The organism is Paraburkholderia sediminicola (assembly GCF_046027825.1).
Classification (GTDB): domain Bacteria; phylum Pseudomonadota; class Gammaproteobacteria; order Burkholderiales; family Burkholderiaceae; genus Paraburkholderia; species Paraburkholderia sediminicola_D.
This window is the reverse complement of sequence record NZ_JAQQDU010000002.1, coordinates 140105-156777: the sequence shown is the minus strand read 5'-3', so window position 1 is coordinate 156777 and position 16673 is coordinate 140105. Positions and strand designations below refer to the sequence as shown.

At 61.7% G+C, this 16673-nt stretch carries 13 protein-coding genes; 3 read left to right on the top strand and 10 right to left on the bottom strand.

Annotation, left to right across the window (positions count from 1 at the left end; translation table 11 throughout):
• Window positions 1–214: 214 nt before the first annotated feature.
• Window positions 215–1660 (top strand): DEAD/DEAH box helicase, encoded by a 1446-nt coding sequence (locus PQQ96_RS01875; RefSeq protein ID WP_408287973.1) that lies wholly within the window; start codon window positions 215–217, stop codon window positions 1658–1660.
• Between the two features lie 24 nt (window positions 1661–1684).
• Here PQQ96_RS01875 and PQQ96_RS01870 read toward each other — a convergent pair whose 3' ends face one another.
• Window positions 1685–1873 (bottom strand): hypothetical protein, encoded by a 189-nt coding sequence (locus PQQ96_RS01870; RefSeq protein ID WP_408287970.1) that lies wholly within the window; start codon window positions 1871–1873, stop codon window positions 1685–1687.
• A gap of 694 nt (window positions 1874–2567) precedes the next feature.
• Window positions 2568–4886 carry a sigma 54-interacting transcriptional regulator gene (locus PQQ96_RS01865; protein WP_408287968.1) on the bottom strand — a complete coding sequence of 773 codons (2319 nt, stop codon included), beginning with the start codon at window positions 4884–4886 and terminating at the stop codon, window positions 2568–2570.
• Window positions 4887–5313: 427 nt separating this feature from the next.
• Between PQQ96_RS01865 and PQQ96_RS01860 the strand changes: the two genes are divergently transcribed.
• Complete coding sequence (locus PQQ96_RS01860) at window positions 5314–5889, top strand: GlcG/HbpS family heme-binding protein (protein WP_408287966.1); 576 nt, start codon at window positions 5314–5316, stop codon at window positions 5887–5889.
• Window positions 5890–5926: 37 nt separating this feature from the next.
• Here PQQ96_RS01860 and PQQ96_RS01855 read toward each other — a convergent pair whose 3' ends face one another.
• The 5 genes from PQQ96_RS01855 to PQQ96_RS01835 all read right to left on the bottom strand — a co-directional run bounded on the left by PQQ96_RS01855 (window position 5927) and on the right by PQQ96_RS01835 (window position 12143).
• A complete protein-coding gene (locus PQQ96_RS01855) occupies window positions 5927–6835 on the bottom strand; it encodes a LysR family transcriptional regulator (RefSeq protein ID WP_408287963.1) in 909 nt (302 codons plus the stop codon).
• Window positions 6836–6913: 78 nt separating this feature from the next.
• Window positions 6914–8575 carry a TolC family protein gene (locus PQQ96_RS01850; RefSeq protein ID WP_408287960.1) on the bottom strand — a complete coding sequence of 554 codons (1662 nt, stop codon included), beginning with the start codon at window positions 8573–8575 and terminating at the stop codon, window positions 6914–6916.
• The gene (locus PQQ96_RS01845; RefSeq protein WP_408287958.1) at window positions 8562–10796 is read right to left on the bottom strand and encodes an FUSC family protein; all 2235 of its coding nucleotides are present in this window, start codon (window positions 10794–10796) and stop codon (window positions 8562–8564) included. Before PQQ96_RS01845 ends, PQQ96_RS01850 begins: the two co-directional genes overlap by 14 nt.
• Complete coding sequence (gene mdtN / locus PQQ96_RS01840) at window positions 10777–11826, bottom strand: multidrug transporter subunit MdtN (protein ID WP_408287956.1); 1050 nt, start codon at window positions 11824–11826, stop codon at window positions 10777–10779. Before mdtN ends, PQQ96_RS01845 begins: the two co-directional genes overlap by 20 nt.
• Window positions 11823–12143 carry a hypothetical protein gene (locus tag PQQ96_RS01835; protein WP_408287953.1) on the bottom strand — a complete coding sequence of 107 codons (321 nt, stop codon included), beginning with the start codon at window positions 12141–12143 and terminating at the stop codon, window positions 11823–11825. Before PQQ96_RS01835 ends, mdtN begins: the two co-directional genes overlap by 4 nt.
• Before the next feature lie 381 nt (window positions 12144–12524).
• Between PQQ96_RS01835 and PQQ96_RS01830 the strand changes: the two genes are divergently transcribed.
• Window positions 12525–13412 carry a hypothetical protein gene (locus tag PQQ96_RS01830; protein ID WP_408287950.1) on the top strand — a complete coding sequence of 296 codons (888 nt, stop codon included), beginning with the start codon at window positions 12525–12527 and terminating at the stop codon, window positions 13410–13412.
• 61 nt (window positions 13413–13473) lie between these two features.
• Here the strand turns inward: PQQ96_RS01830 and PQQ96_RS01825 are convergent, their stop codons facing one another.
• The 3 genes from PQQ96_RS01825 to PQQ96_RS01815 are packed head-to-tail and all read right to left on the bottom strand — an operon-like array spanning window position 13474 to window position 16668.
• Window positions 13474–14493 carry a DMT family transporter gene (locus PQQ96_RS01825; RefSeq protein ID WP_408287947.1) on the bottom strand — a complete coding sequence of 340 codons (1020 nt, stop codon included), beginning with the start codon at window positions 14491–14493 and terminating at the stop codon, window positions 13474–13476.
• Window positions 14494–14524: 31 nt separating this feature from the next.
• A complete protein-coding gene (locus PQQ96_RS01820; protein ID WP_408287945.1) occupies window positions 14525–15154 on the bottom strand; it encodes a TetR/AcrR family transcriptional regulator in 630 nt (209 codons plus the stop codon).
• Window positions 15155–15210: 56 nt separating this feature from the next.
• The gene (locus PQQ96_RS01815; RefSeq protein WP_408287942.1) at window positions 15211–16668 is read right to left on the bottom strand and encodes an efflux transporter outer membrane subunit; all 1458 of its coding nucleotides are present in this window, start codon (window positions 16666–16668) and stop codon (window positions 15211–15213) included.
• Window positions 16669–16673: the final 5 nt, after the last annotated feature.

Below are 16673 nucleotides of genomic sequence, written 5' to 3'. Positions count from 1 at the left end.
TGTTAATTAGTTTTCTTCCGGAGCGATATATCGGGCCGCAGTACGTATATAAAGTGTTTTGAGATTGTGCGCAAGCCGTTGCAGGTCGAGCGAGCGGCGTCCGGCACCGCTACGTTTTTCAGTGGCGATCAACGGCGATCTTTGTGACCATTGATCTGCGCGGCGCAATCAGGCGGCAACCGCTAGAATTGCGGTTTTAGCCCGGAATACGCCGATGTCTTTTGCCTCGCTTGGCCTGATCGATCCCTTGCTGCGTAATTTGCAGGACCTCAATTACCAGACACCTACGCCGGTGCAGGCCAAGGCGATTCCTGCTGTGCTCAGCGGCAAGGACGTCATGGCTGCGGCACAGACCGGTACTGGCAAAACGGCCGGTTTTGCGCTGCCGCTGTTGCAACGGCTAGTGCAACACGGCCCGGCGGTGTCCAGCAACCGCGCGCGTGTCCTGGTGCTGGTGCCCACGCGTGAACTGGCCGAACAGGTGCTGCAAAGCTTTATCGATTACGGCAAAGGCCTCGACTTACGATTTCTGGCAGCCTACGGCGGGGTGAGTATCAACCCGCAGATGATGAAGTTGCGCAAAGGCGTGGATGTGCTCGTTGCCACGCCGGGCCGTTTGCTGGATCTCCATCGCCAGAACGCAGTGCAGTTTGATCAAGTGCAAACGCTGGTGCTGGATGAAGCTGACCGCATGCTGGATCTGGGCTTTGCGCGCGAACTCAACGCCGTTTTTGCTGCCTTGCCAGTTCAGCGCCAGACCCTGCTGTTCTCTGCCACGTTTACCGATGATATCCGCGCCATGGCGGCGGGCATTCTGCGCGGCCCGGTCAATATCAGCGTCAGCCCGCCCAATGCCACGGCCAGCAAGATCAAGCAGTGGGTGGTGCCGGTGGATAAAAAGAACAAGCCTGACCTCTTCATGCACCTTGTGGCTGAGAACAACTGGGAGCACGCGCTGGTGTTCGTCAAAACCCGCATTGGCGTGGATTACCTGGCGGCCATGCTGGATGAAGCGGGCTATGCGGTCGACACCATCCACGGCGACAAACCGCAACCCGCGCGCATGCGTGCGCTGGAGCGCTTCAAGACGGGCGAAGTACAAATGCTGGTCGCCACCGATGTGGCTGCGCGCGGGCTGGATATCGACGACCTGCCGCTGGTGATCAACGTTGATCTGCCGATCGTGGCGCAAGACTATGTGCACCGTATTGGCCGTACCGGCCGCGCGGGCGCCAGCGGCGTGGCGGTGTCCCTTGTGTGTGCCGATGAAGCACCGCAACTGGCCGCGATTGAAGCGCTGATCCGGCAAACGCTGCCCCGTGAAGAGGAGCCGGGTTTTGAAGCCGAACACCGCGTGCCGCAAACTAGCGCGACAGGCGAGATCATCAAGAAACCCAAAAAGCCCAAGAAGCCGAAAGTGCCGCAAGCTGCGCCGCGCGCCACGCAGGTGCTCGGCAATAAACCGCGCCCGCAAAGTGGCGAAAACAAACGCAAGCCTGCGGCGCAGCGCACTGTGGCTGAGGGCAAAGGCACAAGCTTCTCCAGCGGTAGCCCATTCAGCGTGCAAAAGCCACGCAGCAAACCCGCCAGCAAGCCGGCTGCGAGTTCACGTAAGCCGGCTGACAAACCCGCTGGTGGCCGCGGCAAACGCCAACCCTGATTCGTGGGGACGAGTAACGCCGGCTCATCCGCTCAGTTCGGCGGCAAGGCGGACGAGACGGGCAATGCGGTAGCGGTACATCGTTGCTTGCGGAGAACTTTTCAGCTGTTCGACGCGATCGCGCCAATATGTCGGCGGAAAGGGTTTTTGCGGTGTGCATGCGATGACGCGTTCAAGATGAACGAGTTCGCTTTCGAAAATGTGGTGATGCATTGTTCGAATCCCCCGGGGATGGCCAGTGTGGTCCGCTTGCGACGTCACTCACACTCTGAACGCCTGGCTGAGGATCGGTGGGTTTGTCGCGGTTGGCGCAAGCTGGTTAAAAAAGGACAAGCCGCCGCTGCCGGTTCCCCTGAGGGAGAGCAACGACGGCTGAGCCCCGCAGCGGCCCGCCTGGTGCATAGCCAGGCGGATTCCGCCATTCCGGCGTCACGCATTGCAACGATCTTCTCTACGGAAGCATTCAGTCGCTACGCGTGGACACACGACAGTCACATCTACAACAACAGCACAGCCCTCTCAATCTATCGCCAGCGACTCAATATCGTTGGCGTCGATCAGCGCGTCGTACACATGGCAGCGCGCGATCTTTTTTGGTCTCCCGGATTCCCCAGCTTGTCAGGCAGATTCGTTGGACGTTCTGGGCACGGCTACCGCCTGTGAGGGTTATTTTTCAGGCAGTGGCGAACATCCAATTTGTATAGGCAATAAATGTGCCGAACCGTGAAGCCGCATAACTGCGGAAATATCTGAACATTTCAGTTGCGACATTGGACGGTCTCGTCCATGCATTTCCATGAAATTGGACGATTTCGTCCAATTGGCCATTTCCGGCGCGTTGACGGACCATTTCGTCCACATAGGGATGAAAGCGGGTGGCAGCGGTTCCTGATCTTCCCTACGCAATTCACATGCCGTTTGCGATTCCTTTGCCGTAAAGGTCGAGAGAAACTTCGCGCTGAAGCTCGGCGAGCAAACGCATGGCGCTGGTGACGCGAGGGGTCGGGTCTGTCGATAGCGAGCGCAAACCGCGTTCAAGTATGTCGATGCCTTCGGCGATGCGGCCGGTGGCGCGCAGCAGGTCGGCGAGGTAACGCGCGGCATCCACGCGCGCAGGCACCGAACCGAACGCGAGTGCCGTGGACAGCGCGGTACGCAGACCCAGTTCCGCGGCGTTCACCTCACCGAATGCCCACTGGGCACGTGCCCGGGTGACCAGGAGTTCGCCCAGGTAGACACGTTCCTGACGCGCGAGGGTTTCGTCGATCGCGGCGGCGAGCATCGCCTCGCACGTCTTCGCGCGGCCGGCGCGCAGCAGCAGCTCGCCCTGCTGCCACGCCTTGAAGGAATAGAACAGTGCACCGCCATTGCAGACGACGTGGTTGTCGTAGCCGTCGAGCATGACGGTTTCCGCTTCGTCGGAATGACCGAGCGAACTGAGGTGGCACGCGCGGAGTATCTGACCGATGCCCCGATAGAACGCGAAGCCGTTCGCGATCGACACCGATTCGAGTTCACTCGCGAGATGCCCCAGCCGGTCCATGTCATCGAACAGGCTGGCGAGCCAGGCGGCGCCCTGCAGGTTGACGGCATGAGCGAACGCGTGCGAGCCTGGCTCGGACGCGCGCAGGATCAACATCTCCATGGCGCGCCGTGCCTGTCCGAATGCGCCGATCTGGTAGGCCGCGAGTCCTTCGAAAGTCAACGCGAGACTGGCGAGATCGATCCCTTGAGAGCCCGTACGGGAGTCGTCGCGCCCCACGCCAAGCAGGTTGCCGCGCGCGAGACAGGCAACGGCCTCCTCGCTGTCGCCAAGCCAGAAGAGGGTATTGGTCATCGCGACGTGGGCTTCGTCGAGTGACACCCGGTCGCCGCTATTCTGCGCGCGCTCCAGCATGTTCTGCGCGGTCGCGCGCGCCTGCTTGAGTTGAAGCGTCGTCAGTTGCGTGGTCCAGACGCCGAACTGAATCGCGGCGATTTCAGCGGGGGTACAGACGCCTTCGCCGATGGCCAGCGCGGCGGCGTAGCAGGCGGTGGCCTCCGCGTACAGCCAGCCGTGCACGCTGCGCAAGCTCATGCCGAGCAAGCGGTAGGCGTCGAACTGAAGGCGGCGCGCGGCTTCCTGTTCGTGAGACATTTGCAGCAGGTCAAGGCAGCGGCGCAACGGCGGAATGGCTTCGGCGAACTTCGATTCCTCGATTAGCGCGCTCGCATGCTCGAGACACTTGCGCGCTTCCCGGTGATGTTCTTCGCGCGACTTCAGACGCCGCTCGATGGTCTTGCGGCCCACCCCCAGTAATGTGGAGGCCGCACTCTTGTTGCCCGCGGTTCGTTCGAGTGCGCGGTCGATCAGGAGGTCCTCGGCGGCGGCGAGTTTGTCGCGTCCTTCGAGTTGCAACAGCATGTCTGCGAGGTTGGCGCGCGACACCGGTCCGCCGCTCTCGTTGGCGAGAAACGGTTCGAGCGAATCGACGTCGATAAGCGTGTTTTCGGCGAGCACGCTCAACTGGCTGATCAGGTTGCGCAATTGGCGGATGTGGCCGGGCCACGCGTGCTGCCCAAGCCGGCGGATGGCGGCCGGCGAAAACTCAAGACGACGCACGTGCTGCGATGCGAAATGGGTAACGAGGGCGGGAATGTCCTCGATGCGCTGCTCAAGTCCGGGCACGGCCAGCACGAAGACCGCGAGCCGGTAGAAGAGGTCCTCGCGGAATAACCCTTCGCGCGCGAGTTCGCGCAGGTCGCGGTGGGTCGAGGCGACCACGCGCCCGGCGAACTGCAGACTGGTTGACGAACCAATCGGACGGAAGGTTCGCGTTTCGAGTACGCGCAGCAGTTTCGGTTGCAGCGCGAGCGGCAGTTCGCCGATTTCATCGAGCAGCAGCGTGCCCTTGCCGACCTGCTGCAAAAGTCCCTGGCGGTTTTCGCCCGCGCCGGTGAACGCGCCTTTAACGTGCCCAAACAGTTCGGCTTCCACGAGGTTCTCTGGGATCGCGCCGCAGTTGACGTCGACGAACGGTTGATCCTGGCGCAGGCTGTGCGCGTGCACGCGGCGAGCGACCAGTTCCTTGCCCGAACCGGTCGGCCCGAAAATGAGCAACGGATGATCGGTGGGGGCGACCCGATCGATCATGCGGACCAGTTGGCGAAATGCGGGTGCGCCGCCCACGAAGGCACCGGAATCAGCCTTGTCGTGGGCGAATGGAGCGACAGGGGTGTAACTCATTACGAAATACGCTCCACATGAACCGCGCGTGGCGCTACGCGGAAATTGCCGTCAAAAACACGGGACGAACGGTCACGCATCGCTCTGGTACCTGGCCAGGTTTTCCGATTGCGTCGCCGGACCGTCCACCGCAAGAACAGACAGAGTATGACGGCTTGTCGCCGATCTTGTCGTTTCGACAATAACGCTCGCGCCAGTGCATCCGTGGATGACGTTTCAGGAACGGAAAATAACGTGCGCAAAGCAGGTGCCAGGACTCGCCATATGGGTTGTACGGCTCGTGCTCGTTCTGCAATACCGAATTGCACGTCGTTCTCTTTCTGCAGGAAGCGGAACCTGCGATAGTCCGGCCATCTCCCGAGCACCCGGTTCAGGAGACGCGGAGACCTCGGCATTTTTTGCGGACATTAATGTGAGAGTACAACTGATGACAATTGAACACGATGGCGCGACGAGACGCAGTCTCCAATACAAAATAGTGGCAAGCCTGGTGTTATTCGGTTCGGGTGTTGTGTTATCGATGTCCGCGAGCGGACAAATTCCATTGACTGCGGGTGCGCTGCCACTGTCGTTGGCAATGGATGCAGCGACAGAAACGATCCGCGTTTGTGAGGCTAAGGGGTTTAGGGTAGCTGTCGCTATCGTGGACCCGGACGGTGTGATCAAGTTGCAGGCGCGCGGTGATGGAAGCCCCATTCATTCGCAGGGATTTTCGTTTCGCAAGGCTTACACCATCATGAGCATGGGGCCCATGATCGGCGCGGACACGAATAGCGCGCTGATCAAAACGATATCCGGCTTTTCTTCCGGACTGCCGGCAACCGCAAGTAGTGGAACGTCGAATCTTCTTTTCCTGCCCGGCTCCGTTCTGGTGAAGCAGAACGGGCAAGCTATTGCCTCTATCGGAGTGAGTGGCGCGCCGAAAAGTGCCGATGATGAGGTTTGCGCGCAGGCCGGCGTCGATAAGATAAAGAGTCGTCTGGTAGACAGCACTCAGAACTAAAGCTGCTCGACTCGGCGAATACCAGATGCAATTTAGCCTACGTGTCCTCTCTGAATTTTCGGAAGCATTCAGATAGAAAGTCCAGGCAGACCGAGATTTTTGGAACGCGATTTCTTGGCGCGAGCGTCACGGCCGAAATGTCGAACTCGTTCGTGTCTTCGTATTCTTCAAGCACTTGCGTCAACATCCCGAGCGCCACGAGTTCCTTGCCGATGACCTTATTGATGCGGCCAATTCCCAGATTCGCTTGCGTGAGCGATACGATCGCGGACGTATTGTCTGCAAGAATCCTCCCCGCAACGGGCAACGTGGATAATTCGTTGTCGCCGTCAAAGGGCCATTGGTTGTGGGCGGTAACCGCCGCATTGGCGATCAGATCATGATGCACAAGGTCGCGTGGCGATCGGGGAATTCCGCGTGCGGCCAAGTATGCGGGCGAAGCATACAAGGCCCTTCGATGTGATCCAAGCTTACGCGCCACATGCGTGTCTCGTGGCGGGATGCCTGCTCTGATCGCGATGTCGATGCCTTCGGTCGACATATCCACCTGTCTGTCGGAGATATGTAAGCTCACATTGAGGTCAGCGTGGCGATCAACCAGGTCGCGCAGATTTGGAATCAGAACGTATTCCGCAAGAATGCAAGGAACGCTAATCCTGACCAATCCGGAGACCCGATTGCTGCGCGATGCCAGATCGTCGGCGAGGATGCTCGCGTTTTGCGAAATCCTTTGGGCGTGTTCAAGAAAGATGCATCCGTCATCCGTGAGTGACAAGCCATGGGTGCTGCGGTGAAACAATCGCAGACTGCATTCTGTCTCCATTCTCGACAACGCGCGTGATACCTGACTGGGATGTTCGTTGCGTTCCCTCGCCACTGCGGCGACGGACAGAGACTCGGCCAGTCGTACAAAGAGATAAAAATCCTGGAGGGAGAACTCTGTCACGGGATCGCGCCTTCTGAAAGTTTCGCATGAACTTCGCGCTGGAAGAGGGCGAGTCAACTCGCGCCTTCGACCATGCCCTCACCAGTTGTCCCGCATTGGAATCGACTCAACTGATCCAGTCGCCAAGGCAAGCGCCGCGGCGGCCGACAGTGCGCTGCTGTAACTATCCGCGTCCGCATTCTTCGCCGCCAACAATTGATTCTGCGCTAGCAGCGCGTCGGTGACCGAGCCGACACCTTGCCGATACGCGTCGAACGCGGCGTCGTACGTCGTCTGCGCCGCGGCAAGCAAGTCTTTGGCAGCAGCCTGCGCGGCAAGACTCGTCTGCAGCGTATTCTGCGCAGTAACGATTTGCCGAACCGCTTCTTCACGGCTTCGAGTAAGACGGGTCGACGCGCTGTCGGCATCGTTGCGCGCCTGCGCGAGCACCGCCGAGCGCAAGCCGCCGTCATACAGCGGAATCGTCACGCCGACAATCACGCTGCCGCCGTAACGGCCGCCGCTCAGGTTCACCGTCGGCAATTGCTGACCGATGGCCGGCACCGCCGAAATCGACGAGCTGCCGGTGTTGTACGCCCCCGTCGCCGAGACGAATACCTTCGGCATGAAGTCCGACTCGGCCGCCTTCACTTTAGCCAGATTGACCCGCTCGGCTGCATAGGCGCTCAACACGTCCGGGCGGCGGGCGATCGCGGACGAGACGATCCGGTCGATCGAGTCGCTCGTCGGCGCCGGCAGTGTGTGCGCCGGCATCTCCGCGATTCTGGGTTTCGACAGCGGAGAAATCCCCATCGCGGAGATCAGCGCGAGATAGCTGTTGCTTTCGGCACCCTGCGCCTGGACAAGCGCGAGCCTGGCCTGCGCGCGATTCTGGTTGGCTTGCGCCACTTCGATGACGGTGCCGATGCCATGCTTGTAGCGCGACTGCGCCGCGGTCAGGATCGCATCGGCGTTGCCGAGGCCTTGTTGCGTTGTGACGATGCGGGCGCGCGCGGCCTGGTACGCGTAGAACGCGACGCTGACGTCGAAAATGACCTGCTGGTGGACCGCGGTGAAGGCGATGTTCGCCATCACCGATGCCTGCGACGCGGCCTCGACGCGCGCGGCACGTCCGCCGAAATCGAACAGCAGCCATTGCAGCGCAACCACCTCAGTCGTGCCATGTCCCGTTACGCTGGCCGACGAATCGCCGAGCACGGACGTGCTCGAATCGTGGAGGCCGAGGTACTGCCCCATCGCCGCGACAGACAGTTGCGGAAGATAGGCGCTCTTCGCGACGCCGGCTGCGAGCGCCACATTGCGCGCGTCGTTCCAGGCGATACGGGTCAGCGGGTTCGCCGATTCCGCCAGATCGATCAGTTCGGGCAGGTCGTATGCATGCGCCTGTTCCAGCGCGGGCGGAGGCGGTACGGCGGCGAGCGCGGGGTTTGCGGGTAATTGGTAACTGCGTGCGGAGGCGGACGGGTTAGCCGATGCAGCGGGGTGAGCCGCCGCAACGGAGTTAGCCGTTGTAGCCGGGTTGGCCGCAGCAGCCGAAGCTGCTGGGTTAGCCAGGCTCGCTGAATTCGCTGACCCAGCCAACGCCGCCGGCCCAGGCACGATGGCGCCGGCCGCGTCCGTCTGCGGATTCCACGGACGGTCGGGGCTGTCCGGGGCCATGTCCAGGGACGACGTGGCGCATCCGGCCAAACCCGCCGCAGCCAGGATCGCCATGGCGAATGAAGGGTTAAGCCGGCGCATGAGTCGCGAGTTCCTTCGCTGCGTCGTTCGACGCAGCGTGTTCGAGTTGAGTGAGGCGTGCATCGCCAAGACGCAGCAAGGCGGTGCGTGTGTCGTCGTTGGCTGCTGCATCCGGTACTGCCGCATTGGGTGCGAGCGGTAAGGCCGTGTCCTGCGCGAGCGGCAAAGCTGGGTCTGGACCAGCTGGCAAAGCCGGATCCTGCGTGGCGGGCAAAGCCGCAGCCGCTGCGCCACCTGCGCTCTTTATGTCCACGGCACTCACAGTACTCGTAGCGCTCACCGCACTTGCAGAACCCGCAGAACCGCCTCCGCCCGCCGATAACCCCAGCCCACCCATGGCCCGCTTAAGCCAGCCGTCGATCGCAGCATCGCGCGGCCGTCGTTCGGCGAGCAGGAACATCGGTCCTTCCAGGGCGTCGAGCCTGGCCAGCGCGCTGCGGCGTTCTGCGATCCACTGCGCGTCGGGGCGAACCCACGACGGCTCGTAATGCATCAGCGCGATATCCTGCTCCAGCGCACCGCACTGAGCCATGGCGCTCGCAGCCTGCGCGCGACGCGTGACGGCATCGGGCAGCGCCGCCAGCCGCTCCCACTGCTGCCGCAACGCGGCGAGCCCGGCGTCGACGCGCGCCGCGACGGTGACCGGCCACACGCGCGTGAACACCAGATAGACGACCGCATTGCCGATCAGGATCCCGATGGTGCGATCCCGCGCGAGCGTCAGATCGTAGCCCGGCGCCGCGCCCTGCAACACGCACATGAAAAACACCAGGGCGATCTGGAAGCCGGCATAAGCAATCCGCGGCGAACCGAAAGCGACCCACGCCGACAGCCATGCGCCGATCAGCACGAGCACCATCAGCCCGACGACGGACGACAGTACCGGCACCACGAACATGATTGCGGCGGTGCCGAGGAGTGCGCCCACCAGACACCCGGTGATCCGCAGCGTCATCTTCTCGACGGTCTCGGCCGTGGTGCCGAGCGACACCATATAGACCGTGATGAAGCAGGTATGGATACCGGGCCAGTTGATCTGCGAATAAAGCAGATAACAGAACATCGCCGCCACGGTGGTTTTCAGTGCGTAGCGGACGTGCTCGGGATTCGTGAATGCATCCGGCAGGAAGAATCCACCGCGCTTGCTCGCGGGCGGCGGCGCGGCTTGGGTTTCGACTTGAGCCTGGGCGCGTGCTTCGGCTTGCGCGTCGGTTTCGACCTGGCTTTCGCCTTTGATATCGGTTTGCGCCTCGACTACGGCGAAGCGCGTGATCACATCATGCAGATTCTCGACGACGACTCGTGCGAGCGGTGTCAGTTCGGCCACGTTGGGCAGCTTGAGTTCGATGTCGACCGGATAGCCGCCTGCCTCGAACATTCGGGCCATGTTCTCCAGCGTGTCGGCAATCGGCGCGGCGAACGATGCGGGCAGTCGCCCCGATGGTTCGCTGGCCGCCAGGTCTACGGCGACCAGAATCGCCAGCGTCGACGACACGGCTTGCCGCAGCGGCCCGATATCGTCACGCACCGACGACCCGTCGACCACCGAGAGCTTGAGCCACGTGCCGAGTTCCGCGTCGCCTTCGTGCAGACATGCGCTGAGCGCCTCAGCCGTTGCCTCGGGCGCGACCAGGCTGCGGGCCGCGAGCCGCAGGCGCTTCGCCAGTTCGCGGCCGGCGAGCTTTCGTGGCGACGGCGCCATCAACAGGTTGACGCCGATCGAGATACCGACTGGAATCGCGACCATCAGCCATACGTAGAGCAGGGCGCGTGTCGCCACTTCGCCGAATGGCACCATGCCGAGTTCGTCGAGCGCAAAGCCGACGATCATCGCGATGATCGCGCCCACCGGCCGCAGCTTGCTCGCCGACGTCACGAACAGCAAGCCGAACGACAGCCCCGCGATGCACGCCACCCGCCACATGGGATCGTCGAGCGCGAACATGGCCACTACCGTGACGACCCCGATGAGCAGGGTGACCAGCACCATCAATGCCGAACCCAGCACGACGCTCAACACCCGGTCGGGCCGGTTCAGGAAGAACACGACATAGGCGGAGATCGCGGCTTCCGGCGTGCCGTACGCGCTTGTCACGAACGCCGTCAGCGCGCAGATCAGCGCGATGCGGGTCGCCATCGCCGCGCGCCCGGGATAGGGCGCAAGCAGCTTCAGGATGTCGGCGGGGCCCGGTCGGGCAAGATCACCGGCAGGCTGCGCCATGCCGGACCTCGACTATCGCACTCGCACCGATCCGCACCAGCCGGGCAGCCGGCTCGTCGAGCCGCACGCGCACGGGGAAGCGCTGGGCGACCCGCACCCAGTTCACGGACTGCTGGACGATCGGCAGGGTACGCGGCAGATTGATGCGATCGGAATCGGCCACGCCCGCGCCGATGCCGACCACTTTGCCGTGAATCGCCTGGCTGCGGTCGATCATGGAATAGACGGTAGCACAATCACCCGGCTGGATCCGCGCGAGCGCCCCTTCCCGGAAGTTGGCGACGGCGAACCATTCATCCTCATGGACGAGCGTGAAGATCGATTGATGCGGCGCGACCGTCTCGCCCGCCAGTACCGACAGCCCCGTGACGAAGCCATTCTGCGACGCGCGCACGACGGTGTCGTCGAGGCTGTGCTGCGCGAGCGCGAGCGCCGCCTCGCGCGCATGCACGACGGCGATGGCGTCCGCGTCGTCGCCGATGGTCTGCGCGGTCGCCTGTTTCTGCTCCTGTGCCTGCTTCAGCGACAACGCGGCGTCGTGCTGCGCGACTTGCGCCTGATCCAGTTGCTGGACCGGCACGTAGCCCTTCGCCACGAGCGGCGTGAGTCGCTGCACCGTGCGCGACGCCAGTTCGTAGTTGTGTGCGGCTTTGCCCGTCTGGTCACCGGCGATAGTCGCATTGGCGCGCTCGCCGACAATCGTCCGGCGCCGCGTTTCGAGTGCCGCGCGGGCCAGTTCGAGGTCGGCCTGGGTCTGCGCGACCGCGAGCCGATAAGGCACAGGATCGATCTCGAAGAGCACGTCGCCTTTTGCGACCCGCTGGTTCTCTTCCACGGGCAGCCGGATGATCCGGCCGCCGACCTGCGATGCGACGTGCACGACGTCGGCATCGATCGTTGCGTCGTCCGTTGACGGAAACCGGGTTGTCCGGTCATAGCCGTACCAGGCTGCCGCGACGCCAAGTATGACGATCACGCCCGCGATCACGCGGCCTTTGGCAGAGCCTTTGCGCATGCCGGCGATTTTCATAAGAGCTGTCCTGTTCCCGAAAGCCAGAAGAGCACGCCGACCGTCAGGCCGATAGCCACGCAGACGGAGAGCTGAAACGGGACGATCTGCGCCCACCCCGTGGAAACGAAGATCCGATGGGCAATGAGCGCGCCGACGAAGCCGACGATCGCGCTCAACAGCCAGAGCGGAAAGTAGGCGCCGAAGATTTCATACGACGGCGCACCGCGCAGCGTACATCCCTGTAAGGACAGGCTCAGGGCAAGCGCGACCGGAAGAGTCGGCGTGCGGTGCACGATCGGGGCGCAGGCACTTCCATGATTGGGCTTGAGCGGCATTGCGGCGTGGCGAGGTGGATGAATACGTTATGGGAGCAACGGAATCACGGGCACTTTACCAGTGCGGCAGTTTCGTTTCGACGTTTTCCGCTTGGCGCCTGCTTATCTATTCCAGTTCATTGATATCAATACGGATATGGGTATTTGAAAGAGGCGCGTGCTATGCGTTGTGAATATTAAGCATCGTACCTGCGCTCCTTTACATAGTCAAAAATGCCGTCTGTCAAGACTGCATGACAGAAAAATGATTCTTCAGTAAACGTTAAAGACTTTTCTGTTACTGCCGTTTACAGGGTTGCGCGATTTTGCGCGGGGTATATCGAGATCCAATCAATCACTTTGCGGCATTGAGAGTCCGCACCCAGAACTAATAAAATGAAAATGAAAACAAAATCAACTCTACTCGTTTCAATGTTGGGTTCATTGGCCCTCGCCGCGTGCGGCGGAGGCGGAGGTGGCGATAACAGCACGCCGACCGCCCAATCGGCCAGCGCACCAGCAACCGCGAGCGCACCGGCCACGGCCAGTGCACCCGCGGCTGCGTCGGCGCCAGCGCCCGCTTTGACCGGTGAACCACTGCCGAGCCTGTCGGCCCCGCAGACGGGTTCGACCGCTCTCGCGGGCAACGGCTCTGAAGGCATGTGGACGCAATCGGGTACGTCCAACATGACGGCTTTCGTGGACCCGGTCGGCAATCTCTCTTACGTGAGTGGTTTGTTCACCGTCGTCACGTCGACATTCTTCGGGACGATCTCTACCGCTCTGCCGAACTGGGCCTTGACCACCGGTTTCGAGACTTTTGGTGGCATTCGCTTCACGGCAACAGCGGGAACCGGGACGTACACCGCGAACCAGACCTTGACTGGCAGCTACCTGGCCAACGGCAGCACCGTGAACCTCACGCTGAAGTATGACCCGGCGAATGCGCTCGCAGTCACTCAGTCGAGCGTGGCAGGCACGTGGGCACAAACTTCGACGACGCTGACGGTCGACAATGCGGGCGGCGTCACCGGCGCGATACTCGGCTGCGGTGTCGCGGGCACGCTGGCGTTGACCACGCCGGGTTCGAACAAGAACCTTTATACGTTGACCTTGAGCGGTACGACAAGCACCTGCTCGTTGCGTTCAGGCGTGACCTACAGCGGCAGCGCAGCGATCAAGTTCCTGCCCGTTTCCGGCAGCACCACCTTGTACCAGCGGACGATCGTCTATCTGATCAAGGCCGCCGATAACTCGGAAATCGCCTACGGTCAACTGTCGAAGCAGTAAGCCGGTTCAGGGCCACGGCGCGCACTTGCTCGCCGTGGCCGTGTCGGACACGCTCGGTGAATTACTTTTGCAACACGGGTCGTCGAGCCTGGCGTCGCAAATAGATATTGTTGAAGATCAGCGCGGCGCCTGTCGTGCACGCCCCTGCGATTTGCCAGCGTTCCGGAACCACGCCGGTCAACGAAGATACGACGAACGTCGTGACGGGTAACACGTCCATGAACAGCACGCCGTTGAGCGGAGTGAGAATCTTGTTACCCATGTTCCAGAACAGGATCGCGATGAAGCCGGCGACCGGGCCCATATAAAGAAGGTGGGGGACGATGGCGCGCAACGCACTCGCCGACGGCACCGGTACAACGTGAAGCGCGAACAGCAACAGGTTGAGGCCGATGATCGTGGTGAGTCCGAGCCAGGTGGTCATCGTCGTGTATTTGAGCGCGGACCAGTTCTTGAAGTGGGACGCGCTAAAGGTGTATATCACCCAGCACAGTGCGCCGAGGACGATTAAGGCGTTCGCCGAATAGTGCTGCGGTTCGCGCAGAACGCCAGCGATATCCCCTTTTGTCACCACGAGCGAGACGCCGGCGAATGACATCAGGATGAACAGAAACGAATAGAGCGGCGGGCGGCGTTTGCGAACAATCGAGTTCACGAGCAGGCCCATCATGGGCTGCGTTGCCATCATGATCGATGCAGTCAGCGCGCCCTCGCGTCCCGCCAGTTGTTGCCCCAGAAAGACGAACGATCCGAATCCGCAAAAGCCAATCGACCCGAGCAGCCACGCCAAGGCAAACGATTCCCCATTCGGCTTCAGCGCGCCCTTGCCTTCCTTGATCAGCAGTAAGGCAAGAAACGCCGTGCCGGCGATCAGGTACCTCAGCGACGTAAAGGTGAACGGGTCGACATGCACGAGGGCGCTCGTCATCACCGGAAACATGATGCCCATCAATATCGTTGCCATCACGCAAAGGACAACGCCCTTCCCGTAGCTACCGCGGAGCGACTGCGCAACCAGACCGATAGACGGGTTGCCACGACCGGACCCTGGCGTGGCAGAAAATTCGATGAGCTTATTCATGAATGATCGTTCCAGAAATAGGCAAAAATTTTTAGACCAGCGCTCGCATCGTCATGTCGACGATCGACACCAGTTCGTTCTTGCTGACATTCACTTTTCCTAGCACGCGCAGGCCCTGAATCATGCAGAGCAGGAAGGTGCCGACAGACTGTTCGTCGAGCTCAGCGTTGAATTCCCCCGCTTGCTGGCCGCGGACCACGGCGGCGACGAGATGCGAGGCAATCCGTCGCAAGGTGGTCTCGATGTGAGGGCGTAAAGCCTCGTCAGTCGGCAACATCTCGATGGCTGCGTTCGTGATGAGGCATCCGTGTCGTCCCGACAGATTGCTGGCGACCTGGGTGTAATGCAGCAGAGCCTCACGAAGTGCCTCGCGCGGCGGCAGATCGACGGCGAGCCGCTCTTTCAGGCGAGCAATCGCCCCCTCTGCGTAACGGTCGAATGCGGCGACAAGCAACCCATGTTTGTCGCCAAACGTGCTGTAGAGGCTGGCACGGAAAAGGCCGGTCGACTGACATAACGATTCAATCGACGTTGCATGGTAGCCCTGCTCCCAGAAGACTTTGCCGGCAATCCCGGTGACTTCGTCAAGATCGAATTCACGCGGGCGCCCGCGCTCGGGCGGCGGGGGGGAAGGACGGGTAGAGGGCGAGCGTTGTTTCATGATGAAACAATATTAAGACTGATCGTTCTTGAATTCAAGTCTGTTCGACAACATCGTTACGGGGTGCCTACCGGCGTCAAGTCCTGGCTGCTACCCAACGACTGGAACAGTGCCGCTGTATCACTCAAACGGGCGGCCTGGGCGCGCGTCTGGTCCAGTGCGGTCTGCAGCGCCTGACGTTGCGTGTCGAGCAGGCTCGACTGGCTGACGCCCCCTGCTGCATATTGCGCATGCGCGATAGCGAGGTTGGCCTGTGCCTGCTGGGCGGCGTCGTCGCGGGCACGAAGTTCGTGGGCGTCGTTGCGCAGCGCCGTGAGTGCATCGGCGACCTGTTGCAACGCCTGCAGGACGGTTTGCTGATAGCTTGCGAACGCTGCGTCATAAGCGGCTTGCGCTGCACGCTTTTTCGCGTGTAGTTCGCCGCCGTGGAAAATCGGCTGCGTCAGATTCAGGGCGACATTCCAGATGTTCAGGCCGCTCACAATGTCCTGAATACTGGTCCGCTCCGAACCGATGCCCGCCGACAACGAAAACTGCGGATAGAGATTCGCGGTCGCGACGCCCACATTCGCGCTTGCCTGATGCAGTAACGCTTCAGAGGCGCGAATGTCAGGACGCTGGCGCGCGAGCGTGGATGGAAGCGTGATCGGGATGTCGTCGGGCAGATGAAGGGAGTCGAGCGTGAGTTCGCTGAAATCTACTTTTGACGGCGCGACGCCAACCAGAATCGCGAGTTGATGATCCGCCTGGGCGAGCTGGGTCGCGAGAGGCGGCAGTGAAGCGAGGGTTTGCGCGACCAGCGTGCGCTGGCTGTTCACGTCGAATCGGGAGACGCCACCGGCGGCAAACCTGGCTTCGAGAATCGATAGCTGCTGCGCCTGCGCATCGGCGAGACGCTGCGTCAGCAGGATCTGTTGCTGCAACGAGGCGCGCAGCACAGCCGTCGACACCACGTTGCCGGCGATCGAAAGGCGCGCCGCGTCGAGTTGGAATGCCTCGTAGTCGACCTGTGCCAGGGTGGCCTCGAGCGCGCGACGATTGCCGCCAAAAATATCGAACGCGTAGGACACGCTTACCGATGCGTTGAATAACGAAAACGGCCCCGGGTTCGCGGCAATCGGAATGCCGAAAGAGGCAAGATCGACTTGCTGCCGTGTCGCGGAAATGCTGGCGTCGACACTCGGAAACCGTGTCGCGCCGGCTTGAGCGTTGTAGTTCTCGCGCGCTTCGATCAACTTTGCACGCGCTTGCGCCAGTGTCGGGCTCCGGGTCAGCGCCTGCTCGACAAGTCGATCGAGCTGCGCCGAGCGGAACTGTTGCCACCACATCGCCATGGCGGTATTCGCGGGGGTGAAGGTCTGCACCGATCCGTCTGTGGCATCGCCTGACACGGTGCCCGACGGTTCGGCGTTGCGCGTATAGGTTTGCGTGTCAGGCGGCGCGGGCGCCTGGAAGTCCGGTCCCACCGCGCAGCCGCACAGCGCGAGCGAACACAGAAAAGCGAGCTGTTTCATGGTCG

Bases quoted from the DNA above. Each gene is read 5' to 3' on its own strand.
- PQQ96_RS01845 (WP_408287958.1), bottom strand. From the start codon at position 10,796: ATGGCGCAGCCTGCCGGTGATCTTGCCCGACCGGGCCCCGCCGACATC.
- PQQ96_RS01850 (WP_408287960.1), bottom strand. From the start codon at position 8,575: ATGCGCCGGCTTAACCCTTCATTCGCCATGGCGATCCTGGCTGCGGCG.
- PQQ96_RS01815 (WP_408287942.1), bottom strand. From the start codon at position 16,668: ATGAAACAGCTCGCTTTTCTGTGTTCGCTCGCGCTGTGCGGCTGCGCG.
- PQQ96_RS01875 (WP_408287973.1), top strand. From the start codon at position 215: ATGTCTTTTGCCTCGCTTGGCCTGATCGATCCCTTGCTGCGTAATTTG.
- PQQ96_RS01860 (WP_408287966.1), top strand. From the start codon at position 5,314: ATGACAATTGAACACGATGGCGCGACGAGACGCAGTCTCCAATACAAA.
- PQQ96_RS01830 (WP_408287950.1), top strand. From the start codon at position 12,525: ATGAAAACAAAATCAACTCTACTCGTTTCAATGTTGGGTTCATTGGCC.
- PQQ96_RS01870 (WP_408287970.1), bottom strand. From the start codon at position 1,873: ATGCATCACCACATTTTCGAAAGCGAACTCGTTCATCTTGAACGCGTC.
- PQQ96_RS01835 (WP_408287953.1), bottom strand. From the start codon at position 12,143: ATGCCGCTCAAGCCCAATCATGGAAGTGCCTGCGCCCCGATCGTGCAC.
- PQQ96_RS01825 (WP_408287947.1), bottom strand. From the start codon at position 14,493: ATGAATAAGCTCATCGAATTTTCTGCCACGCCAGGGTCCGGTCGTGGC.
- mdtN (WP_408287956.1), bottom strand. From the start codon at position 11,826: ATGAAAATCGCCGGCATGCGCAAAGGCTCTGCCAAAGGCCGCGTGATC.
- PQQ96_RS01865 (WP_408287968.1), bottom strand. From the start codon at position 4,886: ATGAGTTACACCCCTGTCGCTCCATTCGCCCACGACAAGGCTGATTCC.
- PQQ96_RS01820 (WP_408287945.1), bottom strand. From the start codon at position 15,154: ATGAAACAACGCTCGCCCTCTACCCGTCCTTCCCCCCCGCCGCCCGAG.